We start from the raw sequence: 16882 nt of genomic DNA, 5'->3' as shown, positions 1-16882 counted from the left end.
CGTGACTCATGCGTGGTCTCCCGACAGATGTTGGCCGTCCAGCGCCCAGGCGCCGGGCCCGGCCAGCGCGACGGCCAGCAGTACCGTGGTCCACATCAACGGGTACTCGCTGCCACCGCGCATCCAGAACCAACCCTTGGGCAGGGCCAGGAGTACGGTGAAGCCGATGAACGCTGCGGCGACCAGTGCGGCGATGCGGACCTGCCAGCCCAGCAGCACGGCCAGTCCGCACAGCACCTGCAACAGGGCCAGCAGCAGCGGCAGTGGCGCCGCCGCTGGCAGTCCGAAGCCGCGCAACTCGGTAGCAAAGCCGACCAGCCCGGGGCCGCCGAACCAGCCGAACAGCTTGCCCAGCGCATGTGGCAGCAGGAACCCCCCGGCTGCCACGCGCAGCATCAGCAGGGCCAGGTCGAGGCCATGCCCAGCCAGCATGCTCAGTGCCCGCCTTCCTGCGCGCCAAACATGCTCTTGGCGTACTGGATGCCGATGCCGTAGCCACCGGCATGGTCACGGGCAATGCCGGTGGTCAGGCCATAGGTTTCACCCCGTGCCCAGTCGCGCTGCAGTTCAAGCAGGTACTGCACGCTGGTCATCGGCACTGCGCAGCCTGCACCATGCGGGTAATCGCGCGTTCGTGGGCCTCTTCGCTGACGTCGCCACAGGCGTCGGTGATCACGTGCACCTCGAACCCCTGCGCCAGCGCCGACAGCGCCGGACCGACGATGCAGACGCTGGTCCACAGGCCGGCAAGCACCAGGCGGCGCTTGCCGATGCGATTGATCTCCGCGATCACCGCCTGATCCTCCCAGGTGTTCATCGAGGTCCGGTCGAACACCGGCTGGCCCGGGAAGATCTCCGGCAGTTCCGGGAACATCGGGCCGGAGAACGACGTTTCGGCCACCGTGGTCAGCAGCACCGGTACGCTGAAGCCCTTGGCGCCCTTGCTGATCAGCGACACGTTGTTGCGCAGCGCAGAGATGTCGATGGTATGGGTGGCAAATGCCATCTGCGACTGGAAGTCGATCAGCACCAGCGCGTGATCGGTGGGCGACAGCAGGGACGGGGCGGCAACAGCGGTGGCAGGACTCATGGATGGACTCCGTTGGAAGCACGTTCTGGGGGAAGCAACAGGGCCGCATCGCCGGCCAGGTACTGGCCTGGGCTGCAGCCGGTCTCGGCGCGGAAGCTGCGGACGAAATGGCTCTGGTCGAAGAAGCCCAGCTGCTGCGCCAGGGATGACATCGGCAGCTTCGCGGCCGGCAACAGCTGGCAGGCGCGCTGGATGCGACGGCGGCGCACGTAGCGCAGCGGGCTGGCGCCCGTGCCGCTACGAAACAGGCGCACCAGGTGGAAGCGACTGACACAGGCAGCCTCGGCCAGCTCGGTCACCCGCAGCGGCTGCGACAGGTGTTCATCGACATAGCGCAGGGCGCGCTGCAACGCCGCCGCCTGGTGCGGGGCCAGCGATGCGGCGGGCGAAGCAGGCAGGAAGACGGTGGCCATGGGGGACGCCGCAGAGGGGTGGCCCATGGTCGGTGCCACGCGCCGGAAGCCCTACCCCCGTCGGACGAAGCCCGCACCTACCCGAATGGGGGAGGCCGCCGCCCCAGCAGGCGGCGGCCGAACAGACGGGCATCCAGCGAGTACGCGCCGGGCCCAAGTAGCAACAGCGCCAGCGGCAGTGGCACCAGTGCCCAGGGCTGGGCCAGCAGGTACAGGCCCAGCGTTGCCAACACCGCCGCCAGCGGGGTCAGCGCGCCCAGCACCAGCATCGCGGCTACCAGCAGGCCGGGTATCGACCACTCACCGGCGTGCGACGCCGGCATGCACAGCGCAGCGGCCACGCACAGCCGCAGCCACAGCAGGCCGATGCCCGGTGCACGGTCGGGAAACATCACAAACAGGCGCTGCATGGCCGGGCTCCACGGAACATGCCGGGGTGATAGCCGAGCGCCGCGCCACGCGCCTACCCCGTTCGGGTCACCCTGGCCTGCCCCGTACCTGACAGAATGCCCGCCATGCGTGGCCACCCCTTCCCGTTCCAGCAGCGCCTGCCAGCGCTGCTGGCGTGCCTGCTGTTGTTGATCTCCCTGCAGGCGTTCGCCGTGCAGCGCCCTTTGCTGAGCAGCGGCCTGCCCGGCTACGAGCACACCGCCTGGCGGGTTGGCCAGGGCGCGCCCGGCGATATCTGGGACATCAGCCAGGACCGCGATGGCCTGTTGTGGCTGGCCACCGGCTCGGGCCTCTACCGCTTCGATGGCCGCCGCTTTGAACGCCAGCCGGCACCTGTCGGCAGCGCCTTTCCCTCCTCCAACATGGTCACGCTGGCGCACGGCAGCGATGGCGCACTCTGGATCGGCTACTTCCAGGCCGGCATCAGCCAGCTCGCGCGCGGCCAGCTGCACAACTACGGCCGCAGCCAGGGCGTTCCGGTCGGCGTGGTTCCGCAGTTCAGCCAAGGCCGCGACGGTCGCCTGTGGGCGGCCATCAATGGTGGCCTGCGCTGGTTCGACGGCCAGCGCTGGCAACCGCTGCCGAGCGGGAGCGGCGTGCCGGAGCATCGCGTGCAATGGGTGCTGCATGACAGCCGCGGCACCTTCTGGGTACTGGCCGACCTGAAGGTCTGGATGCGCGCGTCAGGCGATGCCGTGTTCAAGGACACCGGCATCGCCGTATCGCAGATGGCGTCACTGGCGGAAAGCCCGCAGGGCGAAGTGTGGCTGGCCGACCGCGTGCGCGGCACCTCGCCGCTGGCCAACGCTCAGGGCCTGATAGCCGAGCATGAGCGCGAAGCTCGGCGATTGCCGGATCTGGTCGCCGCGCGCCTGCAGTTCACCGCCGATGGTGCGCTGTGGGCCACGATGAGCCCACATGGCGGTGTGGCGCGGGTCACCTTCCAGGGCGACCATGCCGTGCGCATGGAGCGCTTCGATTCACCGCACGGGCTGACCGCCACCTCGGCCGTGCCGATCATCGTCGATCGCGAGGGCAACCTCTGGGTCGGCACCAATCTCGGCCTCAACCGCTTCCGCGCGCGCAGCGTGCATGCGCTCACCGCCGGCCCCAGCGACCCCTACCGCTCACTGGTGCGGGCCAGCGATGGACGCGTGTATGGCTATGGCGAAGACCTCAAACTGTACGATCTGCGCCGGTCGTTGCTGGACGGCAGCACCGCGCAGCTGCAGGCGGCCGCTCGCCAGGCGCCCACGCCGGTCTGGCAGTTCGACTGGGTCAACCTGGCACGCACGGTGGCCGGCCACACCACCCTGATTCCACTGCCGGCACCGTTCACCGGGCAACCGCTGCATGCCCTGCTGTTCGCCGACGAAGCGCAGGCCTGGGTCTGCAGCGGCGAACACGGCGTGCTGCATTACCAGCATGGCCAATGGCGGCGCGAAGCGCGCTTGCCCGAGCAGGCCTGTTCGTCGCTCGCATTGGACCGCGACGGCCAGCTGCTGCTCGGCTATGCCGACGGCAGGCTGCGCCGCATGGGCAGCACGGGCATCGACACCTTCGATGCCACCCAGGGTCTTGCCGTGGGGCCGGTGACTGCGCTGCTGCAGCATCAGGATCTGCTGCTGGTGGCCGGCGAAGCAGGCCTTGCCGCGCGCGTGGGAAATGGCCCATTCGTGCCCGTCCGCACTGACATGGCCGGTGTGCTCGAAGGCATCACCGGCATGGTCGCCGACGCACGCGGGCATCTGTGGCTCAATGGCAGCCGGGGCCTGGTGCGGCTGCAGAGCAGCCAGCTGCGCCGCGCCCTGCGCACCGGCATGCAGGTGACGCCGCGCCTGTTCGATGCGGTGGACGGCATGCCGGGCATTGCCCTGCAGAGCGGGCCGATCGCCACCGCCACCCTGGCCGACGACGGACTGCTGTGGCTGGCCACCAACCAGGGCCTGGCCTGGCTGGATACCACGCGATCGCATGTCAACATGATGGCGCCCAGCGTGCGCATCGGCGAGGTGCTGTACGGCAGCGCACACCAGCCCCTACGCGACGGCCTGCGCCTGCCCGCGGGCACCAGCCAGCTGCAGATCGACTACGTGGCGCTGTCGCTGGCACGCCCCGAGCGCAACCGCTACCGCTACCGCCTGTCCGGCGTCGACGACGGCTGGCAGGACGCCGGCAGTAGTACACGTGCGTACTACACCAACCTGGAACCGGGCAGCTATCGCTTCGAAGTGGAAGCTGCCAACGAAGACGGTATCTGGAGCACCACCCCGGCCAGCCGCAGCTTCCGCATCGCGCCTACGTTCATGCAGACGGTGTGGTTCAAGCTGTTGTGCGCGGCGGCGATACTGGCGCTGCTGATGATGGCCGTACGCATCCGCAGTGGCCAGCTGGCGGCGCTGTTCCGTGCCCGTCTGCAGGAGCGCCACGGTGAACGCGAACGCATCGCCCGCGACCTGCATGACACCCTGCTGCAGGGCAGCCAGGGGCTGATCCTGCACCTGCATGCGATCAGCCAATCCGCGCAGACTCCGGAGCCGGTGCGCAGTCAGCTGGAGTCGGCAATGCAGCTGGCCGAACGCAACCTGGCCGAAGGCCGCGAACGGGTCAACGCATTGCGCGACGGTCCGTTCGCCGGGCGCGACCTTGCATCGGCGCTGGCCGATGTGCACGCCGAGTACGCCGGCCAGGGCACCAACCCGTTGCGCCTGACCGTGGAGGGGGCAGTGCCACTGCTTCAGGCCGACGCCGCTGAAGAGGTCTTCCTGATCGGGCGCGAGGCGATCCGCAATGCGCTGCGTCACGCCGACGCCAGTGCCATCGAGGTGGAGCTGTCCTACGGCACGCGTTGCTTCCTGCTGCACGTGCGCGATGATGGCGTGGGTATCGCCGACGAGAACGCCGGCCACGGCCACTGGGGCCTGCAGGGCATGCGCGAGCGGGCGCAGCGGCTGGGTGCCGAGCTGCAGCTGTGGACGCGCCCCGGACTGGGTACCGAAATTGCGCTGGCGGTCCCCGCGCGGCGCCTGTATCACCGACTTCCATCGCGTTGGCGCTGGCCCTGGAGCACACCGAAGCATGACTGAAATCCCTGCCCCGATCCGCGTCCTGGTGGTCGATGACCACCCCCTGCTGCGCGACGGCCTGGCGGCGCTGCTGGGCGCGCAGGCCGACCTGCAGCTGCTTGGCGAAGCCGCCGACGGCGAAGAGGCCATCGCGTGCTACCAGCGGTTGCACCCGGACGTGGTGCTGATGGATCTGCAGATGCCACGCCTGGATGGCGTTGAAGCGATCGTGCGGATCCGCGCGCTCGACCCGCGCGCGCGGATCATCGTGCTGACCACCTACCGCGGCGACGTGCGTGCAGTTCGCGCACTGCAGGCCGGTGCCAGTGCCTACCTGCTGAAGGACATGCTGCGCCATGAACTGGTCGACACCATCCGCATGGTGGCCGGTGGCCGGCGCGCACCGATCCCACCAGCGGTGGCTGCCAGCATCGCCGCGCACGTGGTGGAAGACCGCCTGTCGCCACGCGAGACCGAGGTCCTGCGGCACGTCGCCAGCGGTCTATCGAACAAGCGCATCGGCGAGCGCATGCAGATCTCCGAGCAGACGGTGAAGGCCCACATGAAGAGCCTGATGGACAAGCTCGGCGTCGGCGATCGCACGCATGCGGTCACTCAGGCGCTGCGGCGCGGCATCATCAGCCTGGACGACAGCGGCCACGATTGACGCACGGATCCCACGATCAGTAGATCCACGCCATGCGTGGATGAATCCCAACCGGATCGAATACTTGGACAGCGGAACAGAGTGAGCCGAGCATGGCTCGACTCTCCAGGAATGAAGGCGCCCAACTCCGCCATCAGTTGGCCTTGGCCGTCTCGGCATTCCAGGCCGCGACCTTCGCCCTGGTCTCGGCCAGCATCCTGTCCAGCGCCGCACGGTCATACACGTTGCCACGCAGGATCACGCTGTCGATCTTTTCGGTAGCGGCGATGTCCTGCAGCGGATTGGCGGTCAGCAGCACCAGGTCGGCGGCCTTGCCAGTGGCCACGCCACCGTAGCGGTCCATCTGGCCGAACCAGGCCGGGCCGGAACGGGTCGCCGCCGACAGCGCCTGCGGTGCGCTCAGGCCTTCTTTCACGAACAGCTGCAGTTCCTGGTGCAGGGCGATACCCGGGAAGTTGTACGAGTTCAGGAAGCCCGCATCGGTGCCGGCGATGATCGTCACGCCGGCTTCCTGCAGCAGCGGCAGCACTGCGGCCACCTGGTGGTACTGCGCGTGGCGCGCTTCGATCTGCGCGGGCGTGGCCTTGGCGGCACGGTCGACGCGCCACTGGTAGGTCGCGCGCAGGCCCGGGCCGATGTAGGCCAGGTACGGGTCGTTGGCGTGGTCATCCTGGTCGAGGAAGTCGAGGATGCGGCCACCGTTGAGGGTCGGGGTCACGAACACGCCGCGCCTGGCGAAATCGCGGTAGGCGTGCATCGCGGTATCGCGGTCGAAGCTGGCGTCGAGCCGGCGGTTGGCTTCCGCGCGGTCGATGCGGCCGGCGCCGAAGTCGGCGGCGATCTGCGCCTCGTCCTTGCTGCCGGCCTTGAACGCATAGTCCAGGTGCTCGATCGAAGCCAGCCCGGCATCGACGGCCTGCTCCACGGTCAGCGCCATCGGGATATGGCCCGAAGCCTTGAAGCCGGCCTTGCGTGCGGCACTGGCCGAATACAGGAACAGTTCCGGCTTCAGCGTGCTGTCGGTGATCTTCACGAAATCGACCTTGTCGTGCTGCAGGCGAGCGATCGCCTGGTCGACGTCCGCCTCGCTGCCCACTTCGATCGTGCCCTTCCAGACCGGCTTGATGCCTTCGATCTTCGCGCCCGAACTGAGCAGGCGCGGCCCGAACAGCGTGCCCTTGGCGATCTCGCCACGCCACTGCAGCACCTGCCCGGGCAGGTCGCCGGAGCAGTCACGCACGGTGGTAATGCCGTGCGCGATGTACAGCGGCAGCAGCGCCTTGTTCTCCTCGATCAGCGCCGGGCCGCCACCGAAGTGCACGTGCATGTCCCACAGGCCCGGGATCAGGTACTTGCCCTTGGCATCGATCTGGCGGGTGGCCTTCCATTGGCTGCGCAGCTGCGCGTCCGGCCCAACGGCAACGATGTCCTCGCCGCGGATCACCACGCTCTGCCCAGGCAGCGTGCTGGCATGTTCGACATCCACCACGGTGGCATTGCGGATCAGCAGGTCGGCACGCTCGGCGGCCGCGGCCGACAGCGGGGCCACTGCAACAAGGACGGCAAGAGACAGCGAATGGAAACGGAACATGGACAGCATCCTGGTGGGCACGCCCAGCGTGCGGGTGGAAGGGGTCGGGCCTCAGCGCACCGCGCCGTGTTGGCGCAGCAGTGCTTCGATATCGGTGTAGCCGCGTTGCCGCGCATGGGCCAGTGGTGTCACGCCATCGCCGTCGGCGCGTTCGGGATCGGCGCCGGCATCGAGCAGAAGCTGCACGATCTGCACATGACGTGGTCCTCCATCGCCGAGCAGGATCGCTTCCAGCAATGCGGTCCAGTGCAGGCGGTTGACATGATCCACCGCAACGCCCGCGCGCAGCAGCGTGCGCACGGTGGCAACGTGGCCGCGCTCGGCGGCCGGAATCAGCGCGGTACCGCCATAGCGGTTGGTGCTGCGCAGATCGGCGCCGTGCGCCAGCGTCATCGCCAGGATTTCATCCAGGCCGCGCGCACCGGCGTACAGGTAGGCACTGTCCTGCAACGCATCCCTGGCATTGACGTCGGCACCGGCCTCGATCAGCTCGCGCGCGGCATCCACGTTATTGCCATGCGTGGCCAGCAGCAGCGCGGTTCGGCCCTGGCCGTCGCGTGCTTCCAGATCGGCGCCCTGCCCGATTGCCTCGCGCACGGCCTCGGCATCGCCGCGACTCGCGGCATCACGCAGGTGGGCATCGGCATCCGCCCGGGAGGTGGCGGTGCAGGCAGGCGTGACCATGGCCAGCAGACACACCAGCAGCACGCGCACGAACGGCGCAGGCCAGGCACGGCAACGATGGAAGCGCATGTCGGTGTCTCCTCCTGTCGATCACCGCGGCACGGTGCGCGGCGCTCGCAATGGCCGGGCATTGCCGGTGGTTGCTTCGCATGGTAGAAGTCGCCACGTGCATCCAGAAGTGAAATGTTCAAATGCCAGACAGTGCCAAATCGAATAGAACCCTGTTCGAACTGGACCTGCTGCGGGCGCTGGTCATGGTGGCCGACTGTGGCAGTTTCACCACCGCCGCCACGCGACTGCATTCGACCCAGTCCACGGTCAGCCAGAAGGTGCGCCGCCTGGAGGAGCTGGCCGGGCACCGCCTGCTCGAACGCGGCCACCGCGACGTGCATCCCACCGATGCCGGCCACACCCTGCTCGGCTACGCGCGGCGCATGCTCGACCTGAACGAGGAAATGGCCCAGGCGCTGGCCGGCGCCACCGTGGAGACCGCCGTACGCATCGGCGTGCCGGAGGACTTCGTCAACGCGCAGACCACCCGGATGCTGGCGGCCTTCAGCCGTCGCCATCCGCAGGTGAAGCTGGAGATCAGCAGCGGACTGAGCCGCGACCTGGCGCACGGCTTCGACCATGGCGAACTGGACCTGGTGCTGGTCAAACAACGTCGCAACACGCGCCAGGCCGTCCACTGCCGGCGTGAGCCGATGCACTGGATCGACAGCCTGCGCAGCAGTTGCCTGCAGCAGGATCCGCTGCCGCTGGTCACCTTCCCGCCGCGCGGGCTGTATCGCGACGAGATGATCCACGCCGTGGAAGCGCTGGGCCTGCGCTGGCGCATCGCCTTCACCAGCTCATCGCTCAGCGGCATCCAGGGCGCGGTGGCCGACGGCATCGGCATCAGCCTGCTGCCCCGCCGCGCGGTCATGCGTGAACACCGCATCATCGATGGTGAGCGCGACCTGCCGGTGATCGACAACTACGAGATCGGCCTGCTGCATCGCGCCGATGCCGATGATGCGGTGCGCGCTCTGGCGGGCGAGTTGTGGCGGCAGGTGCAGCGCGAACCGGATTGAGCACCGTAGATCCGCTTCATGTGTGGATGCGTTTCGCGCATCAGACATCGATATCTGAACAATCCTGCCGCGCCAGGGTGTCACATCGCCAGCTACAGTGCCCACTGTTTCCGTGCACCGCGGCGCGTTGCCATGTCCGACGAGATCCCCACCCGCTTCGATCCCCTGCCTGCTGCCCTGCGGACCCATCTGCAGCACCAGCGGTCGTTGATCGCTGCTCGCGTGGCGGCCGGCTTCCCCACTCTGCCGGTGCAATGGCCGCTGCCAGCCAGCACCCTGCAGCGTGTGGTCGACGCCGAGCTGATCGAGCGTGACGACGGCGACGGCTGGGAAGCACTTGGCGTGGCGTTCGGCGACACCCTGGCCCAGCGCGTGCCAGGCCTGGCGTGGATGCAGGTCACCGACGCCTGGGGCATCGACGCGGTGCTGCGCTATGCCGACAGCAGCCTGCAGATCGGCGCCAGTACACTGCTGCTCAAGCGCGTCGAGCAGGGCGAGGTGATCGACATTGCCCACCTGCTGGCATGGCTGGAGGAGTTCGTCGCGACCCGCGCCGATGATTACGTGTGAGCCACGCACCGGATTCGATCGCATCATCCACGCATGGCGTGGATCTACAGCCAGCGGCCGTCCACCACCACGCGGCGTTCCACTGGCACTGCAGCCACCGCCGCCGGGCCGTGGTCGGCACGCACCGCGACGAAGGTGGCCGGAAGGCCCTCCGCAAGCCCGTACTGCGGTAGCCCGATCACCTGTGCGGCATGGGCGGTGACCATGTCCAGCGCAAGTTTCAGATCGGCATCGGTGTAGAAGCCGGAGCGGTAGCCCAGCAGCATCGCCCGCTGCAGCAGGTCGCCATTGCCGTACGGCCACCAGCAATCGCGGATGTTGTCATTGCCGGCGAACACGCGCACGCCGGCGTCATGTAGAGCACGCAACGGCGGGAACGGGTGGTCGCCCGGTGCATTGCTCATGATGGCTACGCCGGCCGTGGCCAGCGCCTCGCCAACCTGCAGCGCGCGCGCCAGCGGCACCTCACCCAACGAGTAGGCATGGCTGACCGCCACCCGGCCCTGCAATCCGGCCGCCCGGGTCCGCGCCGCGATGCGCAGCAGCTGGGCCAGCCCGGTCTCGCCGGGTTCATGCAGGTGGATGTCCAGCCGCACGCCATGGCGCTCGGCCAGCCCGAACAACAGCGCCAGCTGGCCTTCGGCATCGCCATCCAGCGTGGTCGGGTCAATGCCACCCAGCACTTCCACGCCCGCCGCCAAGGCCTGCTCCAGCACGGCCGCCGTGCCGGCACAGGACATCACCCCTGCCTGCGGGAACGCCACCAGCTGGATGCGCATGATGTCGGCGCAGCGCAGCGCCGCCTCACGCACCGCGTCCAGATGGCGCAGGCCGGTACTGGCATCGATGTCGACGTGACAGCGCATCGCCACCGTGCCGAAACCGCTGCACTGGCGGATCAGCGCCTCGGCCCGGTCGACCATCGGCGCGGCGCACGCCACCGCCGCCTTCTCCACCGCCAGGCGCTCACGCAGGCTGTTCACCGGCTGATGCGGATGCCAACGGTCACCCACGAAGCTCTTGTCCAGGTGGATATGGCCATCGACCAGGCCCGGCAGGACGGCAAAGCCCCTCAGATCAACGCTTTCTGCACCTTCGCGCGGCGCGCCCTCTGCATTCAGGCCACTGATGCGTCCGTTGTGAATGTGGAAATGCAACGGCGCACCATCGCAGTCCACGCCTCCATGGACGAACTGAAGCGTCATCGGAAACTCCCGGAAAGCCAAGTCATGACGCCATCCTGCGCCCCGGGCGCCCCCATCGGCCAACGAAATATCTGGATGCCATGCATTCATCAGAACGATGAATGCCGCAACGACGGCCGGCCGCTGCCACGCCGTGAACACGCCTGAACGGGTACCATAGAGGCCTGTTTCCGCTGTGATGCCGCATGGGCCCGTCCGACCGCCACGATCGTCTCCGCCGCTGGCAGGCCGCGTCCCTGCTTGCCGCCGCCCCGATCGCCAGCCTGTCCGCCACTGATGCCGCCGCCGCACCGCTGCAGGCACCGCCTGGACAGCAGCGCATCGCGCCGGCTGCGCTGGTCGAACGGCTGCACCAGCGCGTGCTGTCCGGGCAGAGCGCCACCGCCACCCTGGAACACTGGTGCGCCGAGCATGGCCTGGCCGAGCAGGCACGGGTGCGTGCGGTGCGCGTCCGCGGCCAGGACAAGCCGGCACCGGCCGATGTGCTGCAGGCGCTGGGCGCGGCGCAATCCGGTACCGCCCTGCGCTACCGCCGCGTGCAGCTGGTCTGTGGCAGCCGCGTGCTGTCCGAGGCCGACAACTGGTACCTGCCCGGCCACCTCAGCCCGGCCATGAACGACGTGCTGGACAGCACCGACGAGCCGTTCGGCCGCGTGGTCGGCCCGCTCGGCTTCCAGCGCCAGACCCTGGCCGACCAGACCTTCTGGCCACCACGCGGCGAAGGCGATCATGGCGTGATCCTGGAGGTTCGCGCCCTGCTGCGCGACCGCCAGCAGCAGCCTTTCAGCTATGTCATCGAGTCATACCTGCAGCAGGCGCTGCCCTGAACCGACGGCGGGCGCAGCGGCACCGCACAATGAATGAAAAGCAGAAGGCCCGGCAATGCCGGGCCTTTCGCTTGCAGCGGGATCAGCGGAACCGGTAGTCCAGCTGCAACCAGTACTGGCGGCCATACGGGTCGTAGTTGCCGACCGGATAGAACGGCCAGCCGCCTCCGTTCCTGTCCGCCGGCGGGCGGCTGTCGCGCAGGTTGTTGACGATCACCCCCACCGACAGGTTCTCGCCGAACTGGCGGAACACGCTGGCGTTATAGGTCATGTATGGCCCCATGCGGCCACTGCCATCGCTCTTGGGCAGCGAGCCGAAACGGTTGCCATACAGCGTGGTGGTCCAGTCACCCTGGTTCCAGGTGACGCTGCCGTTGGCCTTGCTGCGCCACTGGTAGTCATCCAGCGAATTGCGGATGTCGCGCTCCGGATCATCGGAGAACTGCTTGTACGTGTGTTCCAGTACCACCGTGTAGGCCAGGCGCGTGGTGAAGCGGCCATAGCGGCCGGCATCGAAGCGCCAGTTGCCCTTCAGGTCCAGGCCGCGCACCGATTCGGACGCCGCGTTGATCGGGTTGATCAGCACGCGGGTCACCTGGTCCGGTTGCACGGTGGCAGTGGACGGGTTGCGGATCACCCGCGACAGCGCGTCCTGGCACAGCGGTGAGCCGATGTCGCGCGCCTCGCCGCCCAGCGTGCGGCCCAGGCGGCAATCGGCCTCATCGCGCAGGATGCGGCTGGTGTCGAGGCTGGTCACCTCGTTGTCGATGCGGATGTCGTAGTAGTCAGCGCTGAAATCAAGCCCGGCCAGCGGCGACCAGACCACGCCGAAGCCATAGGATTTGGCGGTTTCCGGCTGCAGCTGCGGGTTGGCGCGGTTGCTGTAGTCGATCGACAGGCCGTTGTAGTCGCAGTTGTCGTAGGACTGGCCTGCGGTGCGGCAACGCCAGTAATCGGTCATGCCCGGGTTGTAGCCGCGGGTCTCGGTGGCGAACACGTAATTCATGTCCGGCGCACGGAAGCTGGTCGCGGCGGTACCACGGATCAGCAGGCTCTCGATCGGGCGGAACTCCACGCCGAAACTCCAGGTGGCCTTGCCGAGGTGCTCGCCCCCGGCACGGTACTGGTCGTAACGACCGGCCAGGGTGGTGGTCAGCGACTTCAGCAACGGCAGTTGCAGTTCAACGCCCGCCGCATAGCGGTCGCGCTCGCCACCGGCACCGATGCCGGCGCTGGTATTCCAGAACTCTCCGCTCCCCAGCCGCGGATCGGGGCGGTTGCGGTAACCCTGGCTGCCGGCCTCGACCACCGCCGCCAGCGCGGCATCTCCGCCGGGCAGCGCGAACAGGCGGCCGTTGATGCTGGCGCTGAAGGTCTGCAGCCACGCCGCATTGCGGCTTTCCTGGTAATCGGACAGCCCCTCGTACTCGTTCGGCGTCAGCGGCTTGAACAGGCGCGCCGGGTCCGGTGCATAGACCTCCACGCCATTGCGCACGCCCAGCTTCGGGCCAAGCAGGTATTCGTTGATGCCGGCCAGCAGCACCGGGCGACGGGTGCGGTTCTCGTAGCGGGAGCGGCTGTAGACCGCTTCGTAGTCCCAGTCGCTGTCGCCGATCCGGCCACGCGCGCCAACGTTGAACGACCACGAGTTTTCCAGGAAGCGGTTGGCGTTGCGCGGCAGGCCACCGATTTCTTCCGGTGCGAAGCGGCGGTACCAGCTCTCCAGGTTGCCGGTGGTCTGGTTGTAGAAGTAGTTGCGGGCCGACGTCCAGGTGGGCGCGCGGGTGTTGTTGGTGATGCGTGCGCTGCCCACGGCCAGATCGGCGAACAGGTCGGTGGTCTCGTTGACGTGGAAGGTCAGCAGGCCATACCCATTGAGGTTGCGCTTCTCGGTCTGCACGGTCCAGTAGCTGGCGGCGGCCTCGTTGCTGCCGCAGTACCATCCCTGGCGCGGATTGAATGCGCGGAACACACTGCCGCCGTAGATGCCCGACGCCGGGTCGCAGCCATTCGTGCCCGGGTCGATGTTGCGGCCGGTGGCGGCGTTGCGCCGGTAGGCGATCGCAGTGGCCTGCGGCGCCTTGCCGGTCGGGTCATCGTCCAGCGAATCCATGAAGTCGCGCTGGCGCGCGTGGATCGCCTTGCGCACATCGAACTCGAAGCCGAACAGGCCATCCCAGCGCTCGCCGGAACCACCACCGACCACCTGCACGCGCTGGTTGTCACCGCCCCCCTGCTGGGTGCCGCCAGCACGCACGTTCACGTCCACGCCCTCGAAGCGGTCCTTGAGGATGATGTTGACCACGCCGGCGATGGCATCGGAGCCGTACACCGCCGATGCACCGGCGGCCAGCACCTCGATGCGCTCGATCAGCGCGCTCGGAATGTTGGCCAGGTTGACCACGTTCACCGAGCCTTCGTAGGCCAGCGGATAGTCGGACTGGCGGCGGCCGTTGACCAGTACCAGCGTCCGGTTCGGGCCCAGCCCCCGCAGATTGATGGTATTGGCGGCCGGAGTGAACGTATTGCCGAAGTCCTCGCCCTGCACGTTGCCGGTGTTCTCGGTCAGGGCACTCAATGCATCGAAGGCATTGCGGTAACCCTGCGCATCGATCTGCTCACGGCTGATCACCGTCACCGGCGACGGCCCCTCGACGCTGGCGCGGGGGATGCGCGAGCCGGTGACCTTCACTTCCTGTAGCTGGGTGGGTGCGCTTTCCTGCGCGAAGGCCGGCAACGAGACCAGCATCAGTGACGACAGCGCGAGCACCAGCGGACGCGGGCGCAGCGCCTTGTGAGAGGCGGACATGGGCTTCCTGGAGGAGTGGGGTGGTGGCACGGGCGGCGGCCATCGGCGCATAACGTTCCCGTAACGAAAGTGTCCTGAATGGGGAGTTTCAACGGAAAAGACCAGCCCTGATGGACTTATGCCTGAACCGAATCAGACCTGCCGCGGCAGCGATCACGCTTTTGCAACGAATTGAATGGTCTGGCGCTGCGGGCCTCGCCATCGTTGCGGGGATGATCACCCCATATCCGACCCCCGCCCTCCCCCCGCTACGCCCGGTGCTGCGCCGCCATCTGCTGCAGCTGCAGGTGGCACCGGTCACCCTGCGCCCATTCCAGCGCACCGACCTGCCGCGCTGGCGCCTGTTCGACGACCGCCAGCAGCGCGGCCGCCGTCACCCGGCCGGCATCGACGAGGAGGCACGCTTCCTCGCCCACATGCATCGCTCACGCCTGGAACAGGACAACGACCAGCTGCTGCTGGGTGTATTCGACGACGATCACGGCACGGTGCTGGACCAGCTGCATATCCGCCTGCAATCGCTGGAGGCGCGCTGCGCCGAGCTGCTGTCGCTGCAGCACTGGCATCCGCACGCCGACGCCATGCTGCAGGCACTGTGCCCGTTCCTGTTCGAAGGGGTCGGCCTGCATCGCCTGTTCGTGATGCTGCCACCGGACGGCAATACGCCGTTCGCCAATGCGCTGCACGCCTTCGGTTTCAGCCAGGAAGGCCTGCTGCGCGACCATCATCTGGACATCGACGGCTGGCAGGATCGCCAACTGTGGGCACTGACCGCGCCCCTGTGGCGCAGCGGCCTGCAGGTGGCGGACTAGCGGACCCGCTCCAGCACATCGCCTGCACCGGTCAGCACGGAGCAGGCGTGGTCCTGCAACTCTTCTCCGCTGGCCTCGTTGCCGGTTTCCGCGTCCACACGGGTGGCCAGCAGGATGAAGCCCGGGCCACCCTGCACCCGGTCACGCCCCGCCACCACCAGACTCCACTGGCCCACGTCGTCCACGCCTGCCAGGCCATAGGCCAGCAGGTTGAGCGGATTGGCGGTCAGCTCCGCACCCGGCAGCAGGCGTGCCTGATAGCGATGGCCACGCAGCAGCACGGGCAGTGGCGCCCACTCGGTGCCCACCGCTGCCGCGTGTGCATCGAGGGCCTGCAGCACATCTGCACGCAGGCAGTCGACGTGGATATGCAGCTGGTGCTGCGAGCGCCCATGCGGTGAATTCAGCGCCAGGCTGGCCACGCTGCGCGGCAGCGGTTGGCCCAGGGCCCGTTCGGTATGGCGGCGGGCCTGCCAGGCGGCGGCGAAGTAGTTCGGTGCGCCGCGCTGGTACAGGCTGCGGTTCTCGATGCCACTCAGCTTGTCCAGCGGCATCAACAGGAACTGGTAGTCGCCGTGCGCATCCTTGACCAGCACATCGCGCCGATCCACCGCCGCCTCCACCTGCAGGCAGTCGCCACGCGGGCCTTCGGCCCCGCGGCAGTCACGCTCGATCAACCGCCACAACGCATCGGAGTGGGCCGGCGGTGGCGGAGCGCTGGCACAACCAGCCAGCGCGGACAGGGACAACAGCAGCAACAGGCGGGGCACGGCACTCACGTCAATGGCTCGGCCAACGGCCGCGCCCCGTAGTGTAGCCGCCCTCCCAGCCACGCACCGCGTCGGCGGCATGCAAGGTTTCCTTTGCCTTGCCCGGGGTATGCGGGGTCGCGCCGAATCGCTTCCATGGCGGTCCTGGCGTTCCGCCGGATCAATGTCCTGGGTCAGTAGGTGCCGTACGACACTTCCACCACGACCGGCTTGCCCGCGTCCTGGGCCGGCTGCAGGGTGAAGCGGTCCAGCGCGCTGCTGTCATCGCCCAGCGGCGTGCTGCGGAACTGCAGGCGGTAGGTCGACCCGGCCTGCACGCTGCCATCGGGCAGCAGCCGTGCGTTGGCCGGAACGAGCAGCCCACCCAGATCGCTGTAGGCTTCGGGCGCATCACTGAAGCCGTAGTCGACGAGTTCATCGGTACGTCGCATCTCGTACACCCGGGTCGGCCACGGCCGCGCCGTACTGCGGGCGTTGCGCAGATCGGTCACCCACTGTTCGGGCAGCTGGTAGACCTTGCGCAGCGCCGTATCGTCCAGTTCGGCGCTGGCCACCTGCAGGCAACACACCAGCCGCTTGCTCTCGCGGTCATAGATCGCGAAACGGGCGTCACGGCTCGCCGGCGCCGGCAGCAGCGCGAACGGCACATCCCGCAACGCCGGCTCGGCGCCATCGCGCGAGCCCAGGTTGCGCCAGCCACCGAAGGTCGGCTCGGCCGCCTGTGCCACCGGGGCGGCCAGGCAAAGCGCCACCATCAGCGCGCCGGCCGCGGGTGCGATCCAGTTGTGCATGTTGTTCATCCGTCGATGGCACCGGGCCAATCAGTTTCGTGAGGATGCCATGAAGATGCAGCCGC

15 protein-coding genes and 1 pseudogene are annotated in these 16882 nt (G+C 68.2%); 6 read left to right on the top strand and 10 right to left on the bottom strand.

Annotation, left to right across the window (positions count from 1 at the left end; genetic code table 11):
* Positions 1–6: 6 nt before the first annotated feature.
* The 4 genes and pseudogenes from SSKA14_RS11550 to SSKA14_RS11535 all read right to left on the bottom strand — a co-directional run bounded on the left by SSKA14_RS11550 (position 7) and on the right by SSKA14_RS11535 (position 1913).
* The gene (locus tag SSKA14_RS11550) at positions 7–432 is read right to left on the bottom strand and encodes a DoxX family protein (protein WP_008265694.1); all 426 of its coding nucleotides are present in this window, start codon (positions 430–432) and stop codon (positions 7–9) included.
* Positions 433–434: 2 nt separating this feature from the next.
* A pseudogene (locus SSKA14_RS11545) lies at positions 435–1090 on the bottom strand (hydrolase).
* Complete coding sequence (locus SSKA14_RS11540; RefSeq protein WP_008265551.1) at positions 1087–1503, bottom strand: AraC family transcriptional regulator; 417 nt, start codon at positions 1501–1503, stop codon at positions 1087–1089. The pseudogene SSKA14_RS11545 and the gene SSKA14_RS11540 overlap by 4 nt, the downstream one beginning before the upstream one ends.
* A 77-nt stretch (positions 1504–1580) precedes the next feature.
* Positions 1581–1913: a hypothetical protein gene (locus SSKA14_RS11535; protein ID WP_008265910.1), complete on the bottom strand. Its 333-nt coding sequence runs from the start codon at positions 1911–1913 to the stop codon at positions 1581–1583.
* Positions 1914–2009: 96 nt separating this feature from the next.
* On the opposite strand from SSKA14_RS11535, the gene SSKA14_RS11530 reads away from it, so the two are divergent.
* Complete coding sequence (locus SSKA14_RS11530; protein WP_040007529.1) at positions 2010–5039, top strand: sensor histidine kinase; 3030 nt, start codon at positions 2010–2012, stop codon at positions 5037–5039.
* On the top strand, positions 5032–5685 hold the full coding sequence (locus tag SSKA14_RS11525) for a response regulator transcription factor (protein ID WP_008265742.1): 654 nt from the start codon (positions 5032–5034) through the stop codon (positions 5683–5685). Before SSKA14_RS11530 ends, SSKA14_RS11525 begins: the two co-directional genes overlap by 8 nt.
* A gap of 133 nt (positions 5686–5818) precedes the next feature.
* Here SSKA14_RS11525 and SSKA14_RS11520 read toward each other — a convergent pair whose 3' ends face one another.
* Both SSKA14_RS11520 and SSKA14_RS11515 read right to left on the bottom strand, forming a co-directional pair.
* Positions 5819–7276 carry an amidohydrolase family protein gene (locus tag SSKA14_RS11520; protein WP_040007527.1) on the bottom strand — a complete coding sequence of 486 codons (1458 nt, stop codon included), beginning with the start codon at positions 7274–7276 and terminating at the stop codon, positions 5819–5821.
* A 51-nt stretch (positions 7277–7327) separates the two neighbouring features.
* Positions 7328–8029, bottom strand: a complete 702-nt coding sequence (locus tag SSKA14_RS11515; protein WP_008268546.1) for an ankyrin repeat domain-containing protein — start codon at positions 8027–8029, stop codon at positions 7328–7330.
* 122 nt (positions 8030–8151) lie between these two features.
* Between SSKA14_RS11515 and SSKA14_RS11510 the strand changes: the two genes are divergently transcribed.
* Both SSKA14_RS11510 and SSKA14_RS11505 read left to right on the top strand, forming a co-directional pair.
* Positions 8152–9033: a LysR substrate-binding domain-containing protein gene (locus SSKA14_RS11510; RefSeq protein WP_008265766.1), complete on the top strand. Its 882-nt coding sequence runs from the start codon at positions 8152–8154 to the stop codon at positions 9031–9033.
* A gap of 132 nt (positions 9034–9165) precedes the next feature.
* Positions 9166–9603 (top strand): DUF3806 domain-containing protein, encoded by a 438-nt coding sequence (locus SSKA14_RS11505; RefSeq protein ID WP_008265181.1) that lies wholly within the window; start codon positions 9166–9168, stop codon positions 9601–9603.
* 44 nt (positions 9604–9647) lie between these two features.
* Here SSKA14_RS11505 and SSKA14_RS11500 read toward each other — a convergent pair whose 3' ends face one another.
* Positions 9648–10808, bottom strand: a complete 1161-nt coding sequence (locus tag SSKA14_RS11500; RefSeq protein ID WP_008267833.1) for an amidohydrolase family protein — start codon at positions 10806–10808, stop codon at positions 9648–9650.
* 185 nt (positions 10809–10993) lie between these two features.
* On the opposite strand from SSKA14_RS11500, the gene SSKA14_RS11495 reads away from it, so the two are divergent.
* Positions 10994–11635: a hypothetical protein gene (locus SSKA14_RS11495; protein ID WP_008264825.1), complete on the top strand. Its 642-nt coding sequence runs from the start codon at positions 10994–10996 to the stop codon at positions 11633–11635.
* 82 nt (positions 11636–11717) lie between these two features.
* On the opposite strand, the gene SSKA14_RS11490 is transcribed toward SSKA14_RS11495, so the two are convergent.
* Entirely contained in the window at positions 11718–14444 is a 2727-nt protein-coding gene (locus SSKA14_RS11490) for a TonB-dependent receptor (protein WP_008266684.1), read from the bottom strand.
* Between the two features lie 212 nt (positions 14445–14656).
* On the opposite strand from SSKA14_RS11490, the gene SSKA14_RS11485 reads away from it, so the two are divergent.
* Positions 14657–15256 carry a GNAT family protein gene (locus tag SSKA14_RS11485; RefSeq protein WP_040007524.1) on the top strand — a complete coding sequence of 200 codons (600 nt, stop codon included), beginning with the start codon at positions 14657–14659 and terminating at the stop codon, positions 15254–15256.
* Here SSKA14_RS11485 and SSKA14_RS11480 read toward each other — a convergent pair.
* Positions 15253–16035, bottom strand: a complete 783-nt coding sequence (locus SSKA14_RS11480; RefSeq protein ID WP_198283603.1) for a CDP-diacylglycerol diphosphatase — start codon at positions 16033–16035, stop codon at positions 15253–15255. The two genes, SSKA14_RS11485 and SSKA14_RS11480, sit on opposite strands and share 4 nt — an antisense overlap.
* Before the next feature lie 164 nt (positions 16036–16199).
* A complete protein-coding gene (locus SSKA14_RS11475) occupies positions 16200–16817 on the bottom strand; it encodes a hypothetical protein (RefSeq protein ID WP_008266651.1) in 618 nt (205 codons plus the stop codon).
* Between the last annotated feature and the right edge of the window lie 65 nt (positions 16818–16882).

The sequence above is a fragment of the Stenotrophomonas sp. SKA14 genome (genome assembly GCF_000158575.1).
GTDB classification, from domain to species: domain Bacteria; phylum Pseudomonadota; class Gammaproteobacteria; order Xanthomonadales; family Xanthomonadaceae; genus Stenotrophomonas; species Stenotrophomonas forensis.
Note: the sequence above shows the minus strand (reverse complement) of the source record. Positions and strands in the feature narration are given on the sequence as shown.